Origin of the sequence: Priestia sp. YIM B13491, from assembly GCF_042787605.1 — a bacterium.
GTDB classification, from domain to species: Bacteria; Bacillota; Bacilli; order Bacillales; family Bacillaceae_H; genus Priestia; species Priestia megaterium_E.
Map to the genome: position 1 here is coordinate 656,376 of NZ_JBHZOR010000004.1, position 21,363 is coordinate 677,738.

Here is a 21,363-nt window from a genome sequence, read left to right on the forward strand (position 1 = left end):
ACTTTTACTCAGCCCACTTTTCTTCACTATCTATCCACTTGTTCTTATGTAAATCAAAAGATTTTATATCATCATGGAAGTCTAAATAGACAGGCAATTCAAAGCTTTTGCCACCCACTTTATTCCAGCAGGAAACAAACCACCTTACAATAGTTTCTTCTTCAGCAGCAGAGATGGATTCTTCATTTTGCTCATAAAACTCCCAGAAAGCGTCCGAGTTTTCAGCGGGAAGATCATAGTATTGATTCTCGTCAAATAAAGGATGACTACCTGAAAAAATCTTTCTGTCATTTCCTTCATAAAAAACTTCATTCGCTTCATCATCCATAGAAAACATCATAATAGACAAATCAAACGGTTGCATAAAAATCTCAAAGTCCAGCAAATCAATTCCTTCATAATAATGAAAAGTCTGTATCTCTTTTATGTTTGCAATCAATACATGTTCATTTTTTTGAAGATTTTCTTTTAAGGAACTAATATAATCGTCAATTGTAAACATCGTATTCCCCTTGGTCGTTGTTTTTTTTATGTTTCCAGCTATTAAAACGCTCATTAAGTTTCGGTTTTAACGTTTCATAATTTCCCCATGTGTCTTTCACTTCGTAAAGAGATTTCACATGAGGAAATACTTCTTCATAATCATCCAAATAAACACCGTCTTTAAAGTCAAAATAGGATTTTGTAAAGGCATTACCCTTCTCATTTAACATATCACTTACAAATACACCATCCCAGTTCATGTATATTTCAGTTCCTGTCATTTTCTTTTGTTTAAATTTGATGATTTCATTAGCAGCCGCTTCTTTAAATTCTTTGCTATATAAATGGTTCTCAATAATCCACCCTAGATACATTCCCGTATGTACAAAACCTTGTTTATCATCTAACCCTTCTGGAAAGTCTCCCTCATAATGCCATTTTGCTTTATCATAAACCACTGTCATATTTTTCTTCTCTTTTTTTCTTCTTTTATTACTTCAGGTCTAGCTGACTCACTTCGAATCATAGAATTCGATTTTTCTTCGCATCCTTGTAAAAATAAAAAAGTAAACATAAATAACGAAATGTATTTTAATTTGTGCAAAAGTGGTCCTCCAAGTCTAATAAAATATTTTCAGGGGATTCCTATAAAATAAAAATTATACCTTAAAAAAAGAAGCCATTCCTTTTTAGGAACGCTTCTTTTAATAAACTTTTTTCTTTCTATTAGTAACCATCTACCGTAACATCAGTAATGGACCCATCACTAGGACTTACTTGATACCAACCTTGTGTAGCTGTATGTTCCTCTCCTGTTTCTTCATTATCCACAACATTTTCATAAACATGGATAATATAGTTTCCTGAATCGTCAACGTGATCATATGTTACAAGGAGAGGTGAATCTTCAGATATGCCTTGCTGATCACGAACTAGCTGGATAGCTTGCTCTTGGGAAACTGTTTGTTCGGCTGGTTCCTCTTCCTCAATTGCTTCTGTATCTTCTTCTTGCTCTGGTTCTGATTCCGATTCCGTTTGGACCTCATCTTCCGAATCAGCCTGAGCTTCTTCCTCATCCGCTTTTGCCTGAGCTTCCTCTTCCTCCTGCTGTTTCTTCTCTTCTTCCGCTAAACGTTCTTCCTCCGCTTTACGATCTGCTTTTGCCTGAGCTTCAGCTTCTGCATCAGCTTTGGCCTGCGCCTCTTCTTCTTTTTGTCGGTCTTCTTCTAGCTGCGCATAGTAATCATCTAATTCCTTTTCCATTTGCTGCTGTTCAAGGTCAGATAATTGCTTTTGTTGTTCTTGTATTTGGTTTTGAAGCAAAGCAATTTGTTCTTCTGAAGCATTATCCACAAAATTGATGTTTTCTACATAATCACCACTCGCGTCAAAATTAACTTCCATCATACAAAAAACATTTTGCTCTTGATTAATGCCATAGTAAATATATTGATTGTCACCTACTTGGATGTACTGATAACCATTCATTACGTTTAATAAGTAATCACGATCAGCTTCTTTAGAATTAACAGCTTTTTTAATTGTGGATGCTTTTGTTTGTAATGTATTCGGCGATGATTCTTTTACAGCCGTTTTATTACCATTTTCTTTCGTATGAACCGCTGTTGATTTCTCTGTAGGCTCTTCTTTTTGCGATACAGTTTCACTGGACTCCTCACTACAGGCTGCTAGCAATATAGCTAATAATGGAATACCAAAAGCAACTTTCAACATTTTCATAGACTATTATCCCCTTTTTTTATCTTTTTTTAGGTTTTATATAATTCTAAAGGACTATAAAACCTTAGGGGTTATTATACCAAAATTAAGAAAATATAAGAATATTTTCTTGTTTAATTTATGGGATTTTTTTGAAAAGATTATCTTTTTATGCATAAAAAACACAAAGCCATATACCTTTTTCAGAACACGGCTTTGTGTTTTCGTAATCGATGTTAATGATGAAATCCATTGTCGTATTTCGTGTCTTTAAGAACAGGTCTATCCAACGAGTTGAGAAATTCAACGGCTTGTTTGAAATTAACCATAAATAAATGAGCAAGGTCTCTTGAAAATCCATTTCTAACAACAATGCGCATGATTGTGATTTCTTCCATGTCTGCAGGGAGCGGATAAGCAGGCACTTGCCATCCATACGTGCGTAATTGTCTAGACAAGTCATAAAGAGTCCAGTTTGGCGTGTATCCTTCTTCTAGCTTCCAAGCAAGCACTGGGATATCTGAACCATCGGCGATAATTTCGAATGCTTCCATTTCTCCAATTTCTTTGCTGAGAAACAGCGCGTTTTCTTGTGAGGTTTTTTGCACGGCATAATAGCCATCTTTACCTAAACGCAAGAAATTGTAATACTGCAAAAGAACTTGTGCTCCTGGTCTAGAGAAGTTGAGCGCAAAAGTTGGCATGTTGCCTCCTAAATAAGAAACGCGAAAAATAAGATCTTCAGGCAAGTCTTCTTTTTCTCTCCAAATCACCCATCCTAAGCCAGGATAGACTAAACCGTACTTGTGTCCCGATACGTTAATGGACTTTACTCGCGGCAAGCGGAAATCCCAGATAAGGTCTGGTTGAAGAAACGGAGCGATAAAACCTCCAGAAGCAGCGTCTACGTGGATAGGAATATCTAACCCTGTTTTCTCCTGTAACTCATCCAATGCTTTTGCGATAGCAGCAATTGGTTCGTAAACTCCTGTATACGTCACTCCAAGAATCGGTACGACACCAATTGTATTTTCGTCAACCGCATTAATGACGCCTTCTGGATCTAAATAAGGATGATCTGCATTAATGTTCACATAACGAGGCTCTACGTCCCAATAGTTTGCGAACTTCTCCCACACCACTTGAACGGATGAACTAAATACAATGTTCGGCCGGTCTGTTGATAGCCCTTTACTTTTACGCAGTTTCTGCCAGCGTCTTTTTAACGCCAGTCCACCAAGCATACAAGCTTCAGATGAACCTGTAGTAGAAACGCCCATCGTTGTATCAGGATTAGGTGAATTCCAAAGGTCCGCTAAAATACGTACACATCTCTCTTCAATAGCCGCTGTCTGCGGATACTCGTCTTTATCAATCATATTTTTATCAAAAGACTCTCCGTACAAACGCTTTGCATCAGGCTCCATCCAAGTAGTAACAAACGTAGCTAAATTTAAACGGGCATTTCCGTCTAAAGCAATTTCATCATGAATGATTTGATAAGCTGTTTCGGGAAGCATACCTTGATCACCAATACGCAGCCTTGGAATTGTCACTTCTCCTTGTCGAGAAAAAAGCGGATTAACAGGAAATTCATCAGGTAAATTTTTTTGTTCGCGATGCGGATGCCATTGAGGCATAAAGTATCATCTCCTTATGTATAGTACACTTTGAATATCTAACAAACTGCTTTACGTTCACCTGGTGTTATAACAAGCAAGGTCTCCTTTACACATTATGAGCTTTGAAGACTATTTTCATTCTTTTCATTATTTGTAGCACGTAAGGACGAACTTTATTTAATAATACCCATGAAAATGGTCTTACCAAACTAAAAAGGTGTAAAATATGGTAATATATTGTAAAAGGAGGTTTTTAAATGGAGAAACGAGGAATTATCTTACAAGACAAGTTTTTCGAGTTAGGCGAATCTCCTATTTATAATGAATCACAAGACGTGATTGGAAATGTCGCATATAAGTTATCTATTGCTAATAAATTTGAGATTTTAAAAAATGAAGAGATCGTATTTACAGGTAAATCTAAAATGTTCGCCCTTATGCCAAAGCTGATCATTTCAGATCACCATGGAAATGAAGTTGGCATGATTCAACGAAAATTTACTTTTTTTAAAAAGAAGTACCTTTATATCAGAAACGATGGCGATACATATGAAATTACGGGTAATATAACGGATCGCAAATTCGACGTTCTGCGTTCCGGTGTCCCTATTATTCAAGTCCGCACACTTTCTTCGTTTCTGTCATTACGTCCTCACACGTTTGCTTTAGAATTTCTTGAACCTGATCTTGATAAATGGGAAGGAATTGCGGTTGTACAAGGCGTAAGGATGATGGTGAAAGACGAAAACAGCAGTACAGCTACTGCTCCGGCTCAATAGTGGTTATGTGATATAAAAAAACGAACAAACTTTATATTGAAGTTTGTTCGTTTTTTAATTAAGGGCCGAATACTAACGTACCGATGACGTGGTAGCCAATTGGTACAAGAAACAAGATGATATTTAAAATAATCGCCCATAGACAGATCTTGTCTTTTTTTATAAAAAAACCAATAATTGCAGGAACAATCATGAGCGGAACTAAAAAGATAGGAGCTACAATAGGCAGACCTTGAAGTTTTTCAGCAAAAATTAGTCCTGTAAAAAAGTTAAGAATCAATAAAGTATTAATAATGACATATAAAAGTGAAATTCCTCCGAGAATTCCACCTATTATCCCGCTTTTAGTTGTTTTAACAGTAGTATCCATGCTTCCATCACCTCATTTATAGAAATATAAGTAAACTATACTATAATGTGGTTTTTATTGTAAATGTATGGAGAAAACAGCTGTTGAAAGATTACTATGAAGAAAGCACTGTAGCGATTGCTACAGTGCTTGTTATAAACAGTGCATTTTTTGCTCTGCTTCTTTCCAAGAAACCGTATAGCCTTGTCCTTTTGCACAAAAGACGGATGATGAGCTGTATTCGGGATCTGCCTCTTTATTGTAGCGGATTCGTTCAATAACTTCTTCTTCATTATGACAGTGTTCATACCCTCCGAATAATAGAGACATCGCCCCTTTTCCGTGCGTAAAAGATGCTAGCGTCGAACCGTAGTTCATAAAAGTAGCCACAGGAACTTTTCCTGTAATAATCGCTTTGTTTTCGGTTGTTTGAGGAGAATCAAAGCGGCCGTGTGCGCTTTGAACATCAGCTAATACCCGCCCCATTTGATCAATATCTACTTTAATTTTGAAATCATAATACGGTTCTAGCACAATATTTTTGGCTTTTTCTAACCCTTGTCGCAGTGCACGGTACGTTGCTTCTCTAAAATCTCCTCCGCTTGTATGCTTGTTGTGAGCTCGTCCAGTACATAATGTCACTTTTATATCAGTAATAGGTAAACCTGTCAGCAAACCATGATGCGGCTTTTCAAATATATGCTGACGGACTAGATTTTGATACCCAACGGATAAATCGTCGGCGTGACAAGCATTTTCAAAAGTAATTCCGCTGTTTCGTTCCGCTGCTTCTATTTTCAAATGAACTTCTGCATAGTGTTTCAACGGTTCAAAATGCCCGTAGCCCATCACTATATTTTGAATGGATTCTTTGTACAAAATCTCTGGTTCTTCAAACTGTACGTTTATATTAAAACGTTCTTTTATCAGTTTTTCGAGGACTTCTAGCTGAATTGCTCCCATCACATGAATATGAAGCTCTTGAGTCCTTTCTTCCCACGTCACATGTAAAGAAGGGTCTTCAGCATCTAATAATTGAAAAAGTTTAATTCCTTCTTTTGGATGAACAGAAGGCTCAAAAACAACTTTTGATTTTAACGTAGGCAAAAGTTCGTAGGAGCGGCTTTCTTTTAATGTTCCAAGACCGTCTCCAATCGATGCTGAAGACAACCCTGTAACCGCAAAAAGTTCGCCGGCTGAACCTTCATTTGCGTTTTTAAATGTACTTCCGTTATAAGCACGAATTTGAGTGATTTTTTCTTCATATAGCTCTCCGTTTTTTTCATAAGCCACTTCATCACGCACCTGCATTGTCCCGCTTAGAGCTTTGATAAACGTGATGCGCATGCTGTTTTCATCGTGCCGAATTTTATATACACGACCTGAAAATGCTTCTTCCTTCGAGTAGCGAGTTTCTGTTAGCAAATCGAGCTTCTCTAAAAAACTTTCAATGCCGATATCTTGTAAAGCTGAGCCACAAGCACACGGGAAAAGCTGATTGGTTTGAATAAGCTTTTGCATAGCCGCTCTCCAATAGGCTTGATCATTCTTGCCTTCCATAAATGCATCTAAAAGCTCTTCATCTTTTTCAGCTATAAATTCAATAAGTTCCTCACTTAACGAGCCATCTATAAGCTCTGACGTTATGTCAAAAACATCGGGGGTTAAGTTATGTTTAATATCGTTTATAACACGTTCAGGATCTGCTCCTACACGATCGATTTTATTGATGAAAAAGAATACGGGCACACGATGTTTTTGAAGCAGCTGCCAAACCGTTTCTGTATGGCCTTCGACTCCTTCTACTGCACTTAAGATAACAATGGCATAGTCCATCACTTGAATAGAACGTTCCATTTCAGGTGAAAAATCGACGTGGCCCGGCGTATCAATTAAATAGTAAGTAGAACCGTTATATGAAAAAGTTCCTTGATCGGCAAATACCGTAATTCCTCGTTCTTTTTCAATCGTATGGGTATCAAGAAAGGAATCTTTGTGGTCAACTCTTCCTCGTTGTTTAATACTTTTGGTATGATAAAGAAGCTGTTCGGAAAACGTTGTCTTTCCTGCATCGACATGCGCTGCAATACCGATTGTTTTGTTAGATTGTTTCATTGTTAAATACCACCTTACTGCTGTATGTATAGCTGTTACTTTCTATTTTATAATAATCGTAAGAAAAAGTGGACGACAAAGGCCTAGAACTGCTTACATCAAAAAAGAATGCGTGATTAAACATCGCATTCCCTTTTTGTACGGCGTTTAGTATCTTTTTTGCCTTTTACTATAAAAATAGCGGCTATAAGGCACCCAATTCCAGCTAAATGCATGATGTTATTACTTGTCGCGCCTAGACTGTTACTAGTCAATCCAACTAAAATGCTGCCAAATATAATCAATAAAACAGCAAACACGAACTTCAATTTCTTCACTCTCCTTTAATACGTTATTAAATATGATTTGCATACGGATCATATAAACCAGTGATTAATAATAGACCTGCTGATAAAATCAATGCTCCTGCGATTAACAAACTGTTGCTACATACCTTTTTTCTCTTTTTGCGTAAAAACATTCCTGATATAAGAAATAGTAGTGCGACAGATAGCAGAATCAATCCTATACCAATATTCAATCTTTCTTTCTCTCCCTTGCGAATGTATTTCTTACGATCTAGTTAACCATAATAATATTATGAAAACAAAAAGCGAACTTGAACGTTTGCCGAACTTAATTGTTTTATATGTTATCATACATAAATTGTTAAAAGTACATTTTTTCACCTTTCACTATCAAAAAAGCAGCCTCTTTACTAAGAGACTGCTTTTTTTAATGACAACTGATAAAACCTCTTAAGAAGCTTTTTTTAATTGTTCTCTTTGTTTCCGTTGATAAGAAGAAAAATAAATAAGACCTACAAATACAGCTCCTCCTATCATATTTCCAATAAAGGTAGGGATAATATTTGTCATAAAATCAATCCATGTAAAGTGACCTGCAAAAATGGCAGCGGGAATAATAAACATATTAGCTACAACGTGTTGAAAGCCAATCGCAACAAAAGCCATGATCGGAAACCAAATCCCAAGAATTTTCCCCGTAACGTCGTCAGAACCGTATGAAAGCCAAATAGCTAAACATACAAGCCAGTTGCAGCCCACAGCAGAAATAAGCGTTTTAAAAAACGAATCATCAATTTTAGCTTGAGCAATTGCTACCGTTTTATCTAAAAAAGGCCCTGTTTCTGTTAAACCTACAATATGTCCAAAGAAATATGCAATAAATGCGGCACCTAAAAAGTTAGCAAGCGTGACCCAAAACCAGTTATGAAGTAAGTGACGAAGTGAAATTTTTCTTGCATACAGGGCAATGGAAACAGACATCATATTCCCTGTAATAAGTTCCGCTCCCCCAAGTACGACCAGCATAAGACCTACAGGAAAGACGGCCCCTCCTAAAAGATTCGATAAACTTCCCCATTCAGCTGGTAAATTACCAATCACACGCACATCTAGTAAAAAACCAAGCGCAATAAACGCGCCTCCTAAAAACCCAAGCATGAGAATGGAAGAAAGAGATAGCTTCGTTTTTGAAATCCCTGCTTCTAAAGCGATGTTTAACATTTTATCCGGCTTGTGAAATGCCATAAAACTCCCCCTTAACTAAAAAAGGCAGCACTCAAAAACACCTTTTACACAAGGTTTTTGAATGCTGCCTAATAATCCTGCACTTTCTTTACAGTATATCAGTCATCATTATCTATAATAAAATCAAATAAAAAACAAGCAGATCCTACTTCTCTTTCATTTAATTAAATTATGTATTTTACGTTGTTCTACTGAATATTGGTTTTAAACACAAACACAGAAACAGCGATATCTTCTTCTACTTTGATATCAGAAAATAAGTACTCCAGCTTAGCTCCTAACAAGTCTTCAAGTCCTTCTGGAGGAGATGAAGCATAAAGGTTTTGAATAAGCTTCGTTCTTGCCATATGTACCGTCTCTTTACCTTCGGTTGTTCTCGCGATAAATTGTTCAGCTGGCGTTAAGTTGCCGTACAAAGTTGAAATAGCCATATTTTGAACAAATACAGTATGAATTCGTTCTGGACCTTTTCCAAAAAGTTTTTTGCGCAGCTTTCGGATAATATCATTAAAATCATGTATTTTCTTAGACACTGGTGTATGCCTCCGCTTATCTCGAGTATGTTTATCCTGCTTATTCAAGTTTTCAACTAAGAATAAGTTACATTATACATGACGACGTTTACATTGTATACAATGTATCTGCTTTATCCTCATTAATCCAAGCAATCGCAAAACCATTACGAAATGATAAAAAAAATCCTTCACTTATTAAAGTGAAGGATTACCTTTATATCTCTACTTAAAGGTTACAAATGGATTCTCAGTTATCAAAGAAATAACTAAGAACTTTTGACAAAATAGCATGTCAAAATAGTCAAGTGGTATGTTTGTACCAGTAGTTAATGCTATCACGTTAAAGTCATGGAATCCAATTAGTTTACTTTCATAATACTTTATTTAATTTAAATATTCTTTTTTGATAGGAAACCCTTAATCTTCATCACGATCTGCTCTAAATTCATCATCAGATAATGAATTTAGTTGGTGGCTAAGCTTTTCGTAGTTATCTTGTTTCTGATTTTGTTGTACATCATTAGATATAGGAGCTTCACTAGAAACAGTAGATTTTTTTCTCGTCTCTTCGCCTCCGCTAACTCTAAACCCAACATTGTTATCTGTGTTATCTGTCATTGGATTCACCTCTTTAACTGTTATTATGGAGAAGTGCTCTGAAAAAATAACAGGAAACAAAAGGGATTCCCACTTAGCTAATAGCGGTCTAAGCTTCCTTACTTACACCAATCGTATTTAAATAAGGAAATGACCTGCTTTAACCCCATAGGCAATACCAACAAAAAAACTTGCTATACCTAGTGTTTGACTTTTACATACATACTTTATAGTTAAGCCTGGAATCAGACCCCATATAATGATGAAAATAGCGAACGATACTATAATAGAAGACCATGCATCTTGCCCTGATATACTTATACCTTGCATAAACGTTTCTCCTTTCAGTACTTATATCGGGAGAACATAAATTTTTTATAGTATCTTATAATACGAACTAAAAAATTCAAGTGACCTGTCCATATATGCTTTTACAGCGAATGGTGGCGTTCAAGCTCGACTGTTTTTGGTTTTTGCCATATTAATACCCCTGCCGCTACATACATAAACGAAGTGATGTAAAAAAGGCTGCCGATTGTAAGAAAATCAATGATATACCCTGTTGCAATCACGGCTAAAGCTGCCCATATAGAGGTCCATAAATGATAGTGTCCTACTTGTTTTCCCGTATGAGCACGATCTGTCTGCCTAGATAACGCTATTTTTTCTGCTGTTTTTTGAAGAGCTCCAAGTAGCCCCATTATAACTTGAATGATATACACCTGCGTAATAGTTGATAGAACGGGAATCACAAGCATAACAACCGCCATCCCAAACGTATATAAAATGAGCAAGCGCTTTTCTCCTACTCTGTCACTCCATGAACCGATTAAAGGGTGACTCAAAGCTGCGGTTAAAGCGAAAATTCCGTAAGCTAAGCCAAATTGTGAATAACTATCACCAAGATTTCGAAGCAGTAACAGGTAAAAAGGAAAAACAATACTACTTGCGGTAATCATCAGGCTTTGTGAGTGTAAGAGTTGTTTGTACGTCATTTTCCATACTCCTTATAAAATAAATTAACGAACGTTTCGTTCCGATCATATTTTCTTTTTAAATTAAAAAAGGCGTTTGTATGAGGGTAAGCCTTTTCTAATTGCTTCTTGCTTGGGTAGCCGTAGTAAGGCAAGTAATAGCTTCCCTGATGCTGCAGCGTTACATCCACCATTTTTCTGACAACTCTTTGTGTATCATCCATGCCTTGATGGTCTTTTTTCTGGTTAATAAGGAAAACGAGAGCAAACATGTCGTCTTTTGCATAAGACATGACGGCTTTATTGTCTTTTTCTACATAGCGAACAGTAATGTTCAGTAAATTTAATTTCTCTGTTGCTAACACTTCGCGTAAATCATCGATGTAAGAAGCAAATTCATCAACTGGAACGAAGTATTCCTGTAAAACTTCCGTCCGGCTAACACTTTCGTATTCCATAAAATCACTTTCAGAACGCATAACATTATTTCTTGTTTCAAGCCGGCCATTTTGTCTTAAGAAATAAGCCTTTTGTGTTTCCCACAGCATATCTTTTCCCCAGTCACTGTAACGAGATAGCCCTAGCATAAATTTAGGAAGCGCCACTATTTTTTCTGTTTTGAGCGGTTCTTTTACAGTGGAAGTATTCTGAGAAGATAAGCGATAGTTTGTGACGTACATATCTGTTAGCAATTGATTAGGAGAAACAGAAATACGCGCCATATGCATACGAACGTCAGGGTTATGCTGTACGTAGTTTTTAAAATACGCTGTATACTGTCTATAATCTAAGCGGATAATTTCATCTTCGTACCATTCATCGTGCGTTAAACGAAGCGTCACATCTAAAATGACTCCAAATAACCCGTAGCCTCCGTTTACTAAGGAAAACAGCTCAGGGTGTTTCGTCCGGCTAATTTCGATAATAGATCCGTCCGCCTGCAAAAGACGCATAGATTTGACCGTATCCATTAAAGAACCATATCGAATATCTCTGCCGTGTACGTTCACGCTAATAGAACCTCCAACGGTAAAAATATTTTGTGATTGCATAACCTGAAGAGCAAGACCGTCTTTATGTATATATTGCTGAATATCATTCCACGTTGTCCCGCTTTGAACCGTAATTTCTTTTTGACGGGGCTTGTAATCTATAATTTTATTGTACTGCTTCATATCAAGTAAAATAGCATTCGGATAATACGTCTGCCCTCCTTGACTGTGCTGCATGCCTGAAATCGCTATTTTTTCATGATGCTGTGAAGCGGTTTTTACCCAATCTTTCAGCTGTTTTTCAGTTGTTCCGTGCTTTATTTCTTTGACTTTTGTAGGAAGAAGCCGAGCAACATCTTTCGTTACAGGACGGCTTTGCTGCTGTTTATAAATATGATAGGAGGCATATGAACCTACTAGATAAAAAGATAAAAAAGTTCCTAACAACACGTTTTTCTTCATCACAAACTGTAAGCTCCTTTCTTTATTTTTGTGAAATTATACCATATTAAAAGTGAAATAACACTATAAAAGTGTAATTTTACACTATATTATAATTCGTTTTGAGAAAGTATATGAAAAAAACTTGTAATTTAATGTATGTTAACCTTATTGAAACAAAAAAAGAAAAGACCTAGCGTCTTTTCTTTTTTGTTTCTTTATTTTTCAGCTTCGTATGCAACTAAAGCTACTCTTTTTCCTAACGTTTGTTGAAACTGCTCTTCTAGCTGTTTCAGCTTCGCATGCATATCATCGTTAATTGAAGCTGGCTCAAAGGTCATTTTTGTTTGCTCCATCATACTGTCACCTCTTTCATGTGTGTATGTTCTACTTTTTCCAATATAAAAGAGGTCTATGACGATTTGACGAAAGTTTACAAATTAAATTTGCTAATGAGCGCTGTTAATTGTTCTGCCATTTGAGACAGAGATTGTGCGGAAACAGCAATTTCCTCCATTGAAGCCAGCTGTTCTTCAGTTGATGCGGCCACTTCTTCAGATGTAGCTGCATTTCCTTTAGCAAGGATCGCCATTTCACCTGCTGTACGAGCCACTTCTTCAACCGCTGCTGAAATTTGCTGAGCAGTCGCAGCCACTTCTTCTACTTGCGGAGTCGTTTCATTCATGCTGCTTAGAATTTGTTCAAATTTTTGAATAGCCGTTTGTGAAATTGTTCGTCCTTCTTCAACTTTGTTTGTAACTTGCTCCATTGTATTTACAGATTCCTGAGTATCTTGTTGAATAGCTTGAATAAGCTCAGAAATTTGAGACGCGGACACTTGTGATTGTTCTGCCAGCTTTCTCACTTCCGCTGCTACAACGGAAAATCCTTTTCCATGTTCTCCAGCTCGTGCCGCTTCGATTGCAGCATTTAAGGCTAGTAAATTTGTTTGAGCAGCAATACCGCTGATTACTTCTAAAATGGTTCCAACTTCTTTTGAACGTTGAAACAAAGTACGAATCGTTGTATTAGATAGCTCAACGGATTGAGAAATGGATTCCATTTGTTCGACCGTTTCTCTCACGGCTTTTTCGCCTTCTACAGCTTCAGACGTTGTGTGATTTGATAGCTGAGAAACAGCTTCTGTACGCTGAGCAATAGTAGAAACTCCTTGTACAATCTCATCTAAAGAAGCTGCATTTTGGTCAATAACAGCCGTTTGTTTTTCCGCGCTAGAAGCCACTTCTTGTATCGCAACTGATACTTGTTCAGTCGCAGCGCTCGTTTGCTGTGAGCTGGCCGTTAGCTCTTCTGATGAAGAAGCCACTTGTTCTGCACTCATTTCAACATTTTGAATTAATGTGCGAAGATTGTTTTGCATCTGACTAAAAGCATACCCTAACTCGCCGATTTCATCCTTTGAATTGACGGTAATCGCTGTTGTCAGATCTCCTTCACTAACGCTCAGAGCCTGATTCTTAAGCTGTTTGAGCGGTTTAATAATCGATTGCAACACAACAAAAATGGTAAGACTCCCGATTATCAGACAAGCTACAATAATAAATAGTGTTTTGTAAAAGATAGGCTGTGCAGCTTCACTAACTTCTGATGAATACATAGTGCCTGCAACTTTCCAGCTTGTTGTTTTATTTGTCGTAAAGACCATCTTTTTTTCATCCCCGTTAAAGGTATATTCAAAAGACCCAGAGCTCTTTGCATAAAGCTTGTCAAAAAGAGAATCTGTCGCTTTTGTACCTGCTTTTTCCGTAGGGTGAACAATATATTTTCTTTCTCCATCTAAAAGAAATGGATATCCTTTTTCTCCGATTTTTACTTTGCTGACAGCTTTATTGATGCGGCTAATATCTAAATTTAAAGCAATAACCCCTGTGCCATCCGCCGTTGTTTTCGCTACAGTAATAACGGTCTGACCTGTAGAGGCTGATGGATAAGGTTCAGTGACAACTGTTTTTCCTTTGTTTTGCATGGCTAGCTTGTACCAATCTCGTTTTCTGGGATCATAGCCTGCTTGTAGCACTTTTTTAGGCGATTGAATAAACTTCCCCTGCTGATTTCCTGTAAAAATGCTGACGGCTTCTGGATGAAGCGAAGCATATAAGTTAAAATCTTTGCTTAAAGTAGCCATATCTTTTTCATTGTAGCGCTCGTTGTTTACCACTGATGCAAAAAACTCTACATCATGAATTTTTGGTCCAATGGTATCGTCAATCACTGAATTAATGGACTGTACATTTTGCTGTGCTGTGTTAATAATTTGGTTTTCAATTTCATGTTTCGCTGTTATGTAAGCTGATACCCCTATCGTAACAGATGGCACTAATAAGATCGCTGCAAATGCTAGCCCCAGCTTTGTCTTAAAGTTATTAAGGGACCTTTTTTTTCTTACTCTCTCCATGCTATGTAGCCTCTCTCTCCGTAGTTAAAAGTGATCGTGCACTTTCTTTCTATCGGCAAGACTTCATATTCCTTTAGTCATCGAGTGTATACATAATTAACAATGGGTGTGAAAAGATAAGAGTACGATAAAAAAAGTAGGTGATTTTAATGGAAGAAAGTAAAAACAGCAAGTCTTTTTCAATGTTTGAAACAGAAAAGGTTCAGCGCGGGGAAGAAAAAGATATTTTTAATATCTATAAAGAAGGAGTAAAAATTGCGGAAGTACGAGGAACGGATCCTCAAACTCAGCAGGTTATTCCGATGCATGACTTAAATGATTACGAAGAAAATAAGCTTCACGAATATATTGCTCATTTAGACCATACAACGTAAAAATGCTAAAACAAGAGTCCTCTCTTGTTTTAGTCTTTAGAATCATAAAAAACATGTTCAAAACGCAGCGTATTTTTTTGTATGTACAGAAGTCCAAACGAAAATTGCTTTTCCCGCCGCTTGTCAGTAGCGGAACCTGGATTAAATAACGTAATATCACCAATTTGTTTATGAAGAGGAATGTGAGAATGACCAAAAATTACTGCGTCGACTTGTTCATGTTCAAATGCCAAAAGTGCACGTTTTTCAGTCGTTTTTCCTTTGCCATGACCGTGGGTTACGCCAATCGTAACGTCGTCAAACGGAAGAAGTAATGAAGATGGAAGTACTTGCTGAAGCTCTTCACTGTCTACATTTCCAATTACCCCATGTACAGGAGCAAACACACGCAGGTCATTGTAGACATCTATCGTTTGAAAATCCCCCGTATGAATAATAGCATCAGCTGTTTTCAGTTCGGCTAAGAGTCTTTTCGGAAAATGTTTCGCTCTTTTTGGAATATGAGTGTCACCTAAAATAACAATCTTCATTTATGATACGCTCCTTTTTCATTCAATATGGTGTAGTGTAGCGTATTGCGTTGGAATGAAGCAACTCTATACGGAGCGTCAGGCAAAAAATTTCTCTTTTTCGTTTAAGTTTGCGAAAATACGTTACATACCAAGTTACAGAATGGAGTTTTGAAAATGGAAGTAAAAATTAATCGAAACGCAGCAAAAGTGTTAAAAAATGCATTGGCTAGCCCAGAAGGTCAAGGAAAAATGATTCGTGTATATGTAACTATCGACCACGGTGATCACGCGCATTATGATTGGAAATTCGATAAGCCGACTGAACATGATGAAATCGTAAAAACAGATAAAGATATCGATATCGTTTTAGATAAACGCGAGAAATTTTTAGAAGGCGTATGGATTCAATATTTCCACGTTCCAGAGCCTGAATTTGTGATTAGCAGCCTTCACCACGCGCATCACCATCATTAATATAAAAAACACACCTTGTTTTATAGGTGTGTTTTTTCGTTTGTGTGACAAGCAAAAATTTTATTGATAAGAAGAAGAGATAAAATTTTGTTGAAGCAATAAAAATGAGCTATAGTGGAATTACGGATGAAAGAAAAGAGGTTAGCGTATGAAAGTAAGTGTGTTAGTAAGGTCTATTTTAGTTGTTATTTTATATAATTTATTCGTTTTGTACATCGGATGGAACGCTTGGATGTGGCTTCACACAATGTTTGAAGTGGAAAACAAATGGATTCTTACGGTAATCGTTGTCTTTTTTGCTTATTCCTTTATCATCAGTCGTGCGTTTCAACAAGTGAGCATATTTAAAATTGTGGGATCGTACTGGTTAGGATTTATTCAATATTCGGTGCTTTTGCTTCCTATAAGTAATCTAGCCGTATATATTCTTACTCTTCTAGGCGCTTCGCTTTCTACAGCTATCGATTCAATTGGATTTTTCATAATTGCCGCTTTTTTATTCATTTTTGCTTACGGTACGTATAATGCTTACAGTCCTGTGGTAAGAAAATACACGATTTCGCTTGCTAAAAAGACGAATCGGAAAAACCTTCGCATTGCTGTAGCATCTGATATGCACTTTGGCACATTGTCCGGCAAAAAACATTTGCAGAGGTTAATTACTCATGTACAAAAGATACAGCCAGATCTTATTTTACTTCCTGGAGATATTATTGACGATGATCCCCACGTATTCTTTAAAAAAGAAATGGATTATATGATGAAGCAGCTCAAAGCGCCTTTAGGCACATATGGAATTTTGGGAAACCATGAGTATTACGGCGGGAAGATCCCTCAGTTTGTGGAAAGAATGAAAGAAATGAACATTCCTATTTTAATGGATGAAGTCTTAAATATAGGCGATAGCTTGTACTTAATCGGAAGAAAAGATAAGACGGATAAAAACCGAGACAGCTTTTTCGATTTAGCCAGTGAAACGGATCGTTCTCTTCCGGTCATCGCGATGGATCATCAGCCCCTTTCTTTAAAAGAAGCGGAACAAGCGGGCGTAGATTTACTTCTATGCGGTCATACTCACAGAGGACAAATGGCACCTAATCATTTGATCACAAAGCGGTTATTTGAAATTGATTGGGGCTACAAGCAAACTAATCAACTGCATACCATTGTCTCTTCAGGATTTGGCTTTTGGGGTCCTCCGCTTCGAATCGGAAGCCGATCAGAAATTATTCAAATTGATATTACATTTGCAAAATAGAGAAAGCCCTAGGGCTTTCTCTATTTTAATGTACGCAGCAGCTTCGGAAGCTCTGCGTAAATAGCCACTACTTCATCTACTTTCATCCGAACGAGTCCGCTTGAAGACGGGGCAACAAAATCCATTATTCCTGATACCATCGATTCCTCTTGTTTGCCCCACTTTACTTGCTTGCGTCTGCTGTACTGCTGATAAACGCCTTTTCCAACAAAACAAACGATTTTAGGCGTGTATGTAGCGATTTTTTTCTTTAAGATTTCTCTGCCTTCCGCATATTCTTCTTTTGTAATCTCATCAGCTGCCTTTGTAGGACGCTCTACAATATTTGTTAAACCGTATCCTAGCTGTAACAACGAGTGATCTTCCTCGGGATGGTATTTACGATCTGTTAAACCTGCTTTATGAAGAATCGTCCAGAAACGATTGGTTGGATTAGCAAAATGATGACCCGTTTCACCGGAACGGATGCTTGGATTAAAACCGACAAATAAAATATCTAAGTTGGGCTGTATATGATCAAAAATAGAGTTCATAGTCATACGCTCCTTACAATGTAAAAAGAAAACATCCAAATTGGATGTTTTCTTTTTACTATACCCTATTAAATACGAACTACGCGTCCGTTGAATTTTTGTTTCCAGTAGCCGCTGCTCATGTTTGCAATTGCAACACCTGTTGAGCTTTGAGCACCAATGAACTTGCCGCCTCCTACATAAATGCCAACGTGGCCGTCTTTTTTATATGTATCGAAGAAAACAAGATCGCCAGGCTGCATTTGACTAGAAGACACTTGTGTTCCAGCATGCTTTAACGTCTCTGTACTTACAGATCCAAGAGGTCCAAGGTTAACGCCTACTTGAGAATATGCCCAGTGTACAAATGACGAGCAGTCAAATAAACCGTGGCTAATATCAGACTGGCTGCGTCCTCCGCCAAATACGTAAGCAGAGTTTCCAATCCAGCGGTTTCCTACTGTTACAACATTGCTAGCTTTTGGAGCCGGAGCGCTTGTAGGTGCCACATCATTGCTGCTTGCTTTTGGTGCTTCTGCCTTAGCAGAAGATGAATCGGCTTTTTCAGCTGGCGCAGCCGCTGCTTTTTGAGCTTGTTCGGCTGCTTTCTTAGCTGCCTCTTTAGCCGCTTGTTCAGCTGCTTTTCTTGCTGCTTCTTCTGCAGCTTTTTGATCTTTAATATTTTGTTCAAGCGTAGACTGTTCATTTGCAAGAGAGCTGTCTTTTGCTTGTAGAGAAGCTTTTAGTTCTTCATTTTTTGCTTCTTTGTCTTTTAGTTCTTTTGCCAGTGCATCTTTTTGTTTCTTTTGAGCTGCTAGCTGGACAGTCATTTCATCTAGTTCTGCCTTCATGTCTTCTAAGCTAGCTAGCTTAGATTTAACATCAGCTTGTTTTGTTTTTAATTCGTCTTGCATATTTTTAGTTTCTTTTAAAATACCACGGTCTGCATCTACAATAGTTGAAACAGCTAGCGCGCGGTCTACAAAATCACTGAAGCTTGAAGAACCAAGTAAAACTTGTAAATACTCTACGTTACCGCCGCTTTCTTGCAGAGAACGTGCACGATCTTTTAAAATATCGTTTCGCTTTTCAAGTTTTTCTTGAAGCAGCTTAATTTCTTTTTCAAGCTGCTCTACTTGTTTAGACGTTTCTTTAATATCGGCTTCTGTTTTTTGGGCTTTTTTATTGTTTTCTTCTTCTGCTATTGTTAATCGCTCAAGCTGTGCTTTCATTTGATCTTGTTCTGCTTGAAGGCTTGTTAATTCATCAGAAGCTGCTTTGATGTTAGATTGCACATCTTGACGCTGATTTTGAATTTGAGATTTTTGTGATTCCATATCCTGAATGGTAGAAGCATACGCTGGAGTTGATAAAACTCCTCCCAGGCCTAATAAAACCGTTGTGTTAAGTAAAAGCATTTTCTTTTTCAATATGAATTCCTCCGCTTTCTCGCTCTGTTAAACTAGTAATTTCTAATTATGTATCAATATGTATAAAAGTCTTACAATTTATGTAAATTTCACTGTATTTGTCGATAAATAGCTAAATATGCTAATGAAAATCTACGAAAATTATACCACGATAAACGTTGAAAAAAAGAATAACAATATTACAATTGTATTTCAGTAATGTAACATTTAAAGCTTGTGTATACATTCATCTTTCACCTGCAAAAATATACCTTTATATCCCTGTTAAAATAAATAATCTACCAGGCTTTATACAGCACTGTTTTTAACATGATAAAATAGGCGATCAAGATTTTTTAAGCTGGTTGGATATAAGTTGTTGCTAAAGAGAACGTAATGATTTTTTAACATCCACGTCTATTTTTTACCTTTTTCTGCTATTTTTACAGTATTTGAAAATGATTTTCTGAAATAGTAACAAATCTATGTTTATCTGTTGTTTGCACGTGTTTAAAAAAGGGTGATAGGTAATTATCAAACAATATTCGACAACGCTCGGATGAAGTCATACAAAAGACCTTCTCACTGTGAAGCGAGAAGGTCTTTTGTTAATCACGTTGCTGATAATAATGTTCTAAAGCTACAATTGCACTTCCCATTCTTTCTTGATCAGGAATAACAATACGATCTACTCCTTCTTCTTTTAAAGCAGCAGCGGTTACTTTTCCTACAGATACAGCTACTACAGAGCTTTTAAAGAGTTCTCGAATGCGATCAGCTTGTCCGTGTTCTCTTGCAAATGAAAATAAAAAGCGAGCCTGCGGAGCGCTTGTGAAATTAACAGCATCAATTTTTCCGCTTATTAATTCGTTTATAAGCTGTTCCATGACTTCTGCTTTTGGCGGAATATGCTGATACGGTAAAATCTCTTTAAATTGGGCTTTTTGATTCGAAAGAAAGTCAATCAATTTTGGTGCAGGATCTCCGTGAAGCTGAAGCGCTACATGCTTTCCTTCAAACGAAAACGAATGAAGCGCCCTGACTAGTCCCGCTGTACTTCCATCATCATCTCGAACAGTTGGAGTAATGCCTAGCTTTTTTAACATATTTACAGTTTTATACCCGCGTGCAGCAATATGAGCTGCTTGTAAAGAAGAAAGAAATTCAACCGCCAGGCCCAGCTTATCTGCCGTTTTATATAAAATTTCCGTCCCGACGCCTGTCGTAAAAATAAACCAATCATAATTTCCTTTTACCAGTTCTTTAATATCTGCTTCTAAATGTGTGTCATCTAAAAAGATTGTTCCTTGTGCAGGTCGTACAAGCGGGGTCCCGCCAAGGTTTTCAACAATTTTGCTGATTTCTTCTACTTTACGCTGACCTACGAGTGCGACTGTTTTTCCTTCTAATCGTTTCAATGGTCTACCTCCATTTTTCTATGTATGCTACTTTAATGATCCTTGATAACCGAGTTTTTCAGAAATTAGGCTCGCCGCTTCTGTTACTTTTTGAATAATGAACGGCAGTCTGTCTCCTTGAAATCTCGCTTCAATTCCCGCTACGCTAATGCCTGCAACCACTTCATTTTGATGATTTACAATCGGCGCGCTCACGGATGTTGTAAAGTTTTCTAATTCAGAGGTGCTAATGGTATACCCTTTTTCTTTTGCTTCTTTTAATACATTTCTTAGCTTTTTTTGATCTGTAATGGTTCCAATTCCTATTGGAGCTAGCTCCGTTTGAGTAATATATTCCTCTTGTTCTTTTTCGGGTAAATGCGCCAAGATAATGCGTGAACAAGCTCCTGCATAAAGAGGTGAACGCCTTCCAATTGATGTATAAAGACGCACTGGATGAAGCGTATCTACTTTTTCAATATACATAGCTTCATTCCCATCTCGTACAATTAAATTAACCGCTTCTTCTACTTCGTCTCGGAGCGTTTCCATTACAGGCTTTGCGATATTTCTAATATCTAAGCGATTAGCCACCAGCTGACCAAATTGCAAGAATAAAAGTCCTAGCGAATAGTATCCTTGCTCATCTTTTGTTAAAAATCCCATTTCTTCAAGCGAACCAACCATCCGGTGCAAAGAAGTTTTTGGAACGCCTGAATATTCCATCATTTCTGTGAAGGTAAGCTTAGGGTGCTTGATAAAAAGAGTGAGAACCTGCATGGATTTAACGACTGTTTTATTGTTAGCTTGCATAAAACCTTCTCCCTTATTTGTGCGAATACATGTATTTGATAGACGTATAGCTTACTAGCTAATCATATGTTCTTTTTATT

General features: G+C 37.2%; 25 protein-coding genes. 4 read left to right on the plus strand and 21 right to left on the minus strand.

Annotation, left to right across the window (positions count from 1 at the left end):
- Nucleotides 1–4 precede the first annotated feature (4 nt).
- The 4 genes from ACFX4E_RS18300 to gad form a co-directional block, all read right to left on the minus strand.
- A complete protein-coding gene (locus tag ACFX4E_RS18300) occupies nt 5–502 on the minus strand; it encodes a hypothetical protein (protein WP_377238782.1) in 498 nt (165 codons plus the stop codon).
- A complete protein-coding gene (locus ACFX4E_RS18305) occupies nt 489–947 on the minus strand; it encodes a DUF7832 domain-containing protein (protein ID WP_377238780.1) in 459 nt (152 codons plus the stop codon). Before ACFX4E_RS18305 ends, ACFX4E_RS18300 begins: the two co-directional genes overlap by 14 nt.
- Nucleotides 948–1,209: 262 nt before the next feature.
- Entirely contained in the window at nt 1,210–2,223 is a 1,014-nt protein-coding gene (locus tag ACFX4E_RS18310) for a hypothetical protein (protein ID WP_377238778.1), read from the minus strand.
- A 215-nt stretch (nt 2,224–2,438) separates the two neighbouring features.
- Nucleotides 2,439–3,842, minus strand: a complete 1,404-nt coding sequence (gene gad, locus ACFX4E_RS18315; protein ID WP_221783348.1) for a glutamate decarboxylase — start codon at nt 3,840–3,842, stop codon at nt 2,439–2,441.
- Between the two features lie 239 nt (nt 3,843–4,081).
- Between gad and ACFX4E_RS18320 the strand changes: the two genes are divergently transcribed.
- Entirely contained in the window at nt 4,082–4,603 is a 522-nt protein-coding gene (locus ACFX4E_RS18320; RefSeq protein ID WP_221783350.1) for an LURP-one-related family protein, read from the plus strand.
- Nucleotides 4,604–4,661: 58 nt separating this feature from the next.
- Here the strand turns inward: ACFX4E_RS18320 and ACFX4E_RS18325 are convergent, their stop codons facing one another.
- The 12 genes from ACFX4E_RS18325 to ACFX4E_RS18380 form a co-directional block, all read right to left on the minus strand.
- Complete coding sequence (locus tag ACFX4E_RS18325) at nt 4,662–4,973, minus strand: hypothetical protein (RefSeq protein WP_264409205.1); 312 nt, start codon at nt 4,971–4,973, stop codon at nt 4,662–4,664.
- A 132-nt stretch (nt 4,974–5,105) separates the two neighbouring features.
- Nucleotides 5,106–7,067: a GTP-binding protein gene (locus ACFX4E_RS18330; RefSeq protein ID WP_264409206.1), complete on the minus strand. Its 1,962-nt coding sequence runs from the start codon at nt 7,065–7,067 to the stop codon at nt 5,106–5,108.
- 116 nt (nt 7,068–7,183) lie between these two features.
- Complete coding sequence (locus ACFX4E_RS18335) at nt 7,184–7,366, minus strand: hypothetical protein (RefSeq protein ID WP_264409247.1); 183 nt, start codon at nt 7,364–7,366, stop codon at nt 7,184–7,186.
- 35 nt (nt 7,367–7,401) lie between these two features.
- Nucleotides 7,402–7,587: a hypothetical protein gene (locus ACFX4E_RS18340; RefSeq protein ID WP_144644964.1), complete on the minus strand. Its 186-nt coding sequence runs from the start codon at nt 7,585–7,587 to the stop codon at nt 7,402–7,404.
- A gap of 217 nt (nt 7,588–7,804) precedes the next feature.
- Complete coding sequence (locus ACFX4E_RS18345) at nt 7,805–8,599, minus strand: formate/nitrite transporter family protein (protein WP_377238774.1); 795 nt, start codon at nt 8,597–8,599, stop codon at nt 7,805–7,807.
- A 188-nt stretch (nt 8,600–8,787) separates the two neighbouring features.
- Nucleotides 8,788–9,132, minus strand: coding sequence for a Na-translocating system protein MpsC family protein (locus ACFX4E_RS18350; protein ID WP_028408437.1), 345 nt, complete (start codon nt 9,130–9,132; stop codon nt 8,788–8,790).
- A gap of 399 nt (nt 9,133–9,531) precedes the next feature.
- Entirely contained in the window at nt 9,532–9,732 is a 201-nt protein-coding gene (locus tag ACFX4E_RS18355; RefSeq protein WP_377238772.1) for a hypothetical protein, read from the minus strand.
- A gap of 117 nt (nt 9,733–9,849) precedes the next feature.
- Nucleotides 9,850–10,041, minus strand: a complete 192-nt coding sequence (locus tag ACFX4E_RS18360; protein ID WP_025751820.1) for a hypothetical protein — start codon at nt 10,039–10,041, stop codon at nt 9,850–9,852.
- Between the two features lie 101 nt (nt 10,042–10,142).
- On the minus strand, nt 10,143–10,706 hold the full coding sequence (locus tag ACFX4E_RS18365; RefSeq protein WP_013083286.1) for an MFS transporter: 564 nt from the start codon (nt 10,704–10,706) through the stop codon (nt 10,143–10,145).
- Nucleotides 10,703–12,139, minus strand: coding sequence for an FAD-binding protein (locus tag ACFX4E_RS18370; RefSeq protein WP_377238812.1), 1,437 nt, complete (start codon nt 12,137–12,139; stop codon nt 10,703–10,705). Before ACFX4E_RS18370 ends, ACFX4E_RS18365 begins: the two co-directional genes overlap by 4 nt.
- A gap of 197 nt (nt 12,140–12,336) precedes the next feature.
- On the minus strand, nt 12,337–12,477 hold the full coding sequence (locus ACFX4E_RS18375; RefSeq protein ID WP_016764236.1) for a hypothetical protein: 141 nt from the start codon (nt 12,475–12,477) through the stop codon (nt 12,337–12,339).
- A gap of 74 nt (nt 12,478–12,551) precedes the next feature.
- Nucleotides 12,552–14,534: a methyl-accepting chemotaxis protein gene (locus tag ACFX4E_RS18380; RefSeq protein ID WP_377238770.1), complete on the minus strand. Its 1,983-nt coding sequence runs from the start codon at nt 14,532–14,534 to the stop codon at nt 12,552–12,554.
- Between the two features lie 149 nt (nt 14,535–14,683).
- On the opposite strand from ACFX4E_RS18380, the gene ACFX4E_RS18385 reads away from it, so the two are divergent.
- On the plus strand, nt 14,684–14,908 hold the full coding sequence (locus ACFX4E_RS18385) for a hypothetical protein (protein WP_014459961.1): 225 nt from the start codon (nt 14,684–14,686) through the stop codon (nt 14,906–14,908).
- 29 nt (nt 14,909–14,937) lie between these two features.
- Here the strand turns inward: ACFX4E_RS18385 and ACFX4E_RS18390 are convergent, their stop codons facing one another.
- The gene (locus ACFX4E_RS18390; protein ID WP_043982592.1) at nt 14,938–15,438 is read right to left on the minus strand and encodes a metallophosphoesterase family protein; all 501 of its coding nucleotides are present in this window, start codon (nt 15,436–15,438) and stop codon (nt 14,938–14,940) included.
- A 156-nt stretch (nt 15,439–15,594) separates the two neighbouring features.
- Here ACFX4E_RS18390 and ACFX4E_RS18395 point away from each other — a divergent pair, with 156 nt between their 5' ends.
- The gene (locus tag ACFX4E_RS18395; protein WP_060745557.1) at nt 15,595–15,894 is read left to right on the plus strand and encodes a hypothetical protein; all 300 of its coding nucleotides are present in this window, start codon (nt 15,595–15,597) and stop codon (nt 15,892–15,894) included.
- 148 nt (nt 15,895–16,042) lie between these two features.
- Nucleotides 16,043–17,152, plus strand: a complete 1,110-nt coding sequence (locus ACFX4E_RS18400; RefSeq protein WP_221783369.1) for a metallophosphoesterase — start codon at nt 16,043–16,045, stop codon at nt 17,150–17,152.
- 20 nt (nt 17,153–17,172) lie between these two features.
- Here ACFX4E_RS18400 and mug read toward each other — a convergent pair whose 3' ends face one another.
- The 4 genes from mug to ACFX4E_RS18420 all read right to left on the minus strand — a co-directional run bounded on the left by mug (nt 17,173) and on the right by ACFX4E_RS18420 (nt 21,283).
- Nucleotides 17,173–17,685 carry a G/U mismatch-specific DNA glycosylase gene (gene mug, locus ACFX4E_RS18405; protein ID WP_251393571.1) on the minus strand — a complete coding sequence of 171 codons (513 nt, stop codon included), beginning with the start codon at nt 17,683–17,685 and terminating at the stop codon, nt 17,173–17,175.
- Between the two features lie 68 nt (nt 17,686–17,753).
- Nucleotides 17,754–19,094 carry a coiled-coil domain-containing protein gene (locus ACFX4E_RS18410; RefSeq protein ID WP_377258455.1) on the minus strand — a complete coding sequence of 447 codons (1,341 nt, stop codon included), beginning with the start codon at nt 19,092–19,094 and terminating at the stop codon, nt 17,754–17,756.
- Nucleotides 19,095–19,681: 587 nt separating this feature from the next.
- Nucleotides 19,682–20,491 (minus strand): uroporphyrinogen-III synthase, encoded by an 810-nt coding sequence (locus ACFX4E_RS18415; RefSeq protein ID WP_377238764.1) that lies wholly within the window; start codon nt 20,489–20,491, stop codon nt 19,682–19,684.
- A gap of 27 nt (nt 20,492–20,518) precedes the next feature.
- A complete protein-coding gene (locus tag ACFX4E_RS18420) occupies nt 20,519–21,283 on the minus strand; it encodes an IclR family transcriptional regulator (RefSeq protein ID WP_028408425.1) in 765 nt (254 codons plus the stop codon).
- Nucleotides 21,284–21,363 lie beyond the last annotated feature (80 nt).

Excerpts from the sequence above, each read along its gene's own strand:
- ACFX4E_RS18300 (WP_377238782.1), bottom strand. The coding sequence starts at position 502 with ATGTTTACAATTGACGATTATATTAGTTCCTTAAAAGAAAATCTTCAA.
- ACFX4E_RS18305 (WP_377238780.1), bottom strand. The coding sequence starts at position 947 with ATGACAGTGGTTTATGATAAAGCAAAATGGCATTATGAGGGAGACTTT.
- ACFX4E_RS18310 (WP_377238778.1), bottom strand. The coding sequence starts at position 2,223 with ATGAAAATGTTGAAAGTTGCTTTTGGTATTCCATTATTAGCTATATTG.
- gad (WP_221783348.1), bottom strand. The coding sequence starts at position 3,842 with ATGCCTCAATGGCATCCGCATCGCGAACAAAAAAATTTACCTGATGAA.
- ACFX4E_RS18320 (WP_221783350.1), top strand. The coding sequence starts at position 4,082 with ATGGAGAAACGAGGAATTATCTTACAAGACAAGTTTTTCGAGTTAGGC.
- ACFX4E_RS18325 (WP_264409205.1), bottom strand. The coding sequence starts at position 4,973 with ATGGATACTACTGTTAAAACAACTAAAAGCGGGATAATAGGTGGAATT.
- ACFX4E_RS18330 (WP_264409206.1), bottom strand. The coding sequence starts at position 7,067 with ATGAAACAATCTAACAAAACAATCGGTATTGCAGCGCATGTCGATGCA.
- ACFX4E_RS18345 (WP_377238774.1), bottom strand. The coding sequence starts at position 8,599 with ATGGCATTTCACAAGCCGGATAAAATGTTAAACATCGCTTTAGAAGCA.
- ACFX4E_RS18355 (WP_377238772.1), bottom strand. The coding sequence starts at position 9,732 with ATGACAGATAACACAGATAACAATGTTGGGTTTAGAGTTAGCGGAGGC.
- ACFX4E_RS18360 (WP_025751820.1), bottom strand. The coding sequence starts at position 10,041 with ATGCAAGGTATAAGTATATCAGGGCAAGATGCATGGTCTTCTATTATA.
- ACFX4E_RS18365 (WP_013083286.1), bottom strand. The coding sequence starts at position 10,706 with ATGACGTACAAACAACTCTTACACTCACAAAGCCTGATGATTACCGCA.
- ACFX4E_RS18370 (WP_377238812.1), bottom strand. The coding sequence starts at position 12,139 with ATGAAGAAAAACGTGTTGTTAGGAACTTTTTTATCTTTTTATCTAGTA.
- ACFX4E_RS18375 (WP_016764236.1), bottom strand. The coding sequence starts at position 12,477 with ATGATGGAGCAAACAAAAATGACCTTTGAGCCAGCTTCAATTAACGAT.
- ACFX4E_RS18380 (WP_377238770.1), bottom strand. The coding sequence starts at position 14,534 with ATGGAGAGAGTAAGAAAAAAAAGGTCCCTTAATAACTTTAAGACAAAG.
- ACFX4E_RS18385 (WP_014459961.1), top strand. The coding sequence starts at position 14,684 with ATGGAAGAAAGTAAAAACAGCAAGTCTTTTTCAATGTTTGAAACAGAA.
- ACFX4E_RS18390 (WP_043982592.1), bottom strand. The coding sequence starts at position 15,438 with ATGAAGATTGTTATTTTAGGTGACACTCATATTCCAAAAAGAGCGAAA.
- ACFX4E_RS18395 (WP_060745557.1), top strand. The coding sequence starts at position 15,595 with ATGGAAGTAAAAATTAATCGAAACGCAGCAAAAGTGTTAAAAAATGCA.
- ACFX4E_RS18400 (WP_221783369.1), top strand. The coding sequence starts at position 16,043 with ATGAAAGTAAGTGTGTTAGTAAGGTCTATTTTAGTTGTTATTTTATAT.
- mug (WP_251393571.1), bottom strand. The coding sequence starts at position 17,685 with ATGAACTCTATTTTTGATCATATACAGCCCAACTTAGATATTTTATTT.
- ACFX4E_RS18420 (WP_028408425.1), bottom strand. The coding sequence starts at position 21,283 with ATGCAAGCTAACAATAAAACAGTCGTTAAATCCATGCAGGTTCTCACT.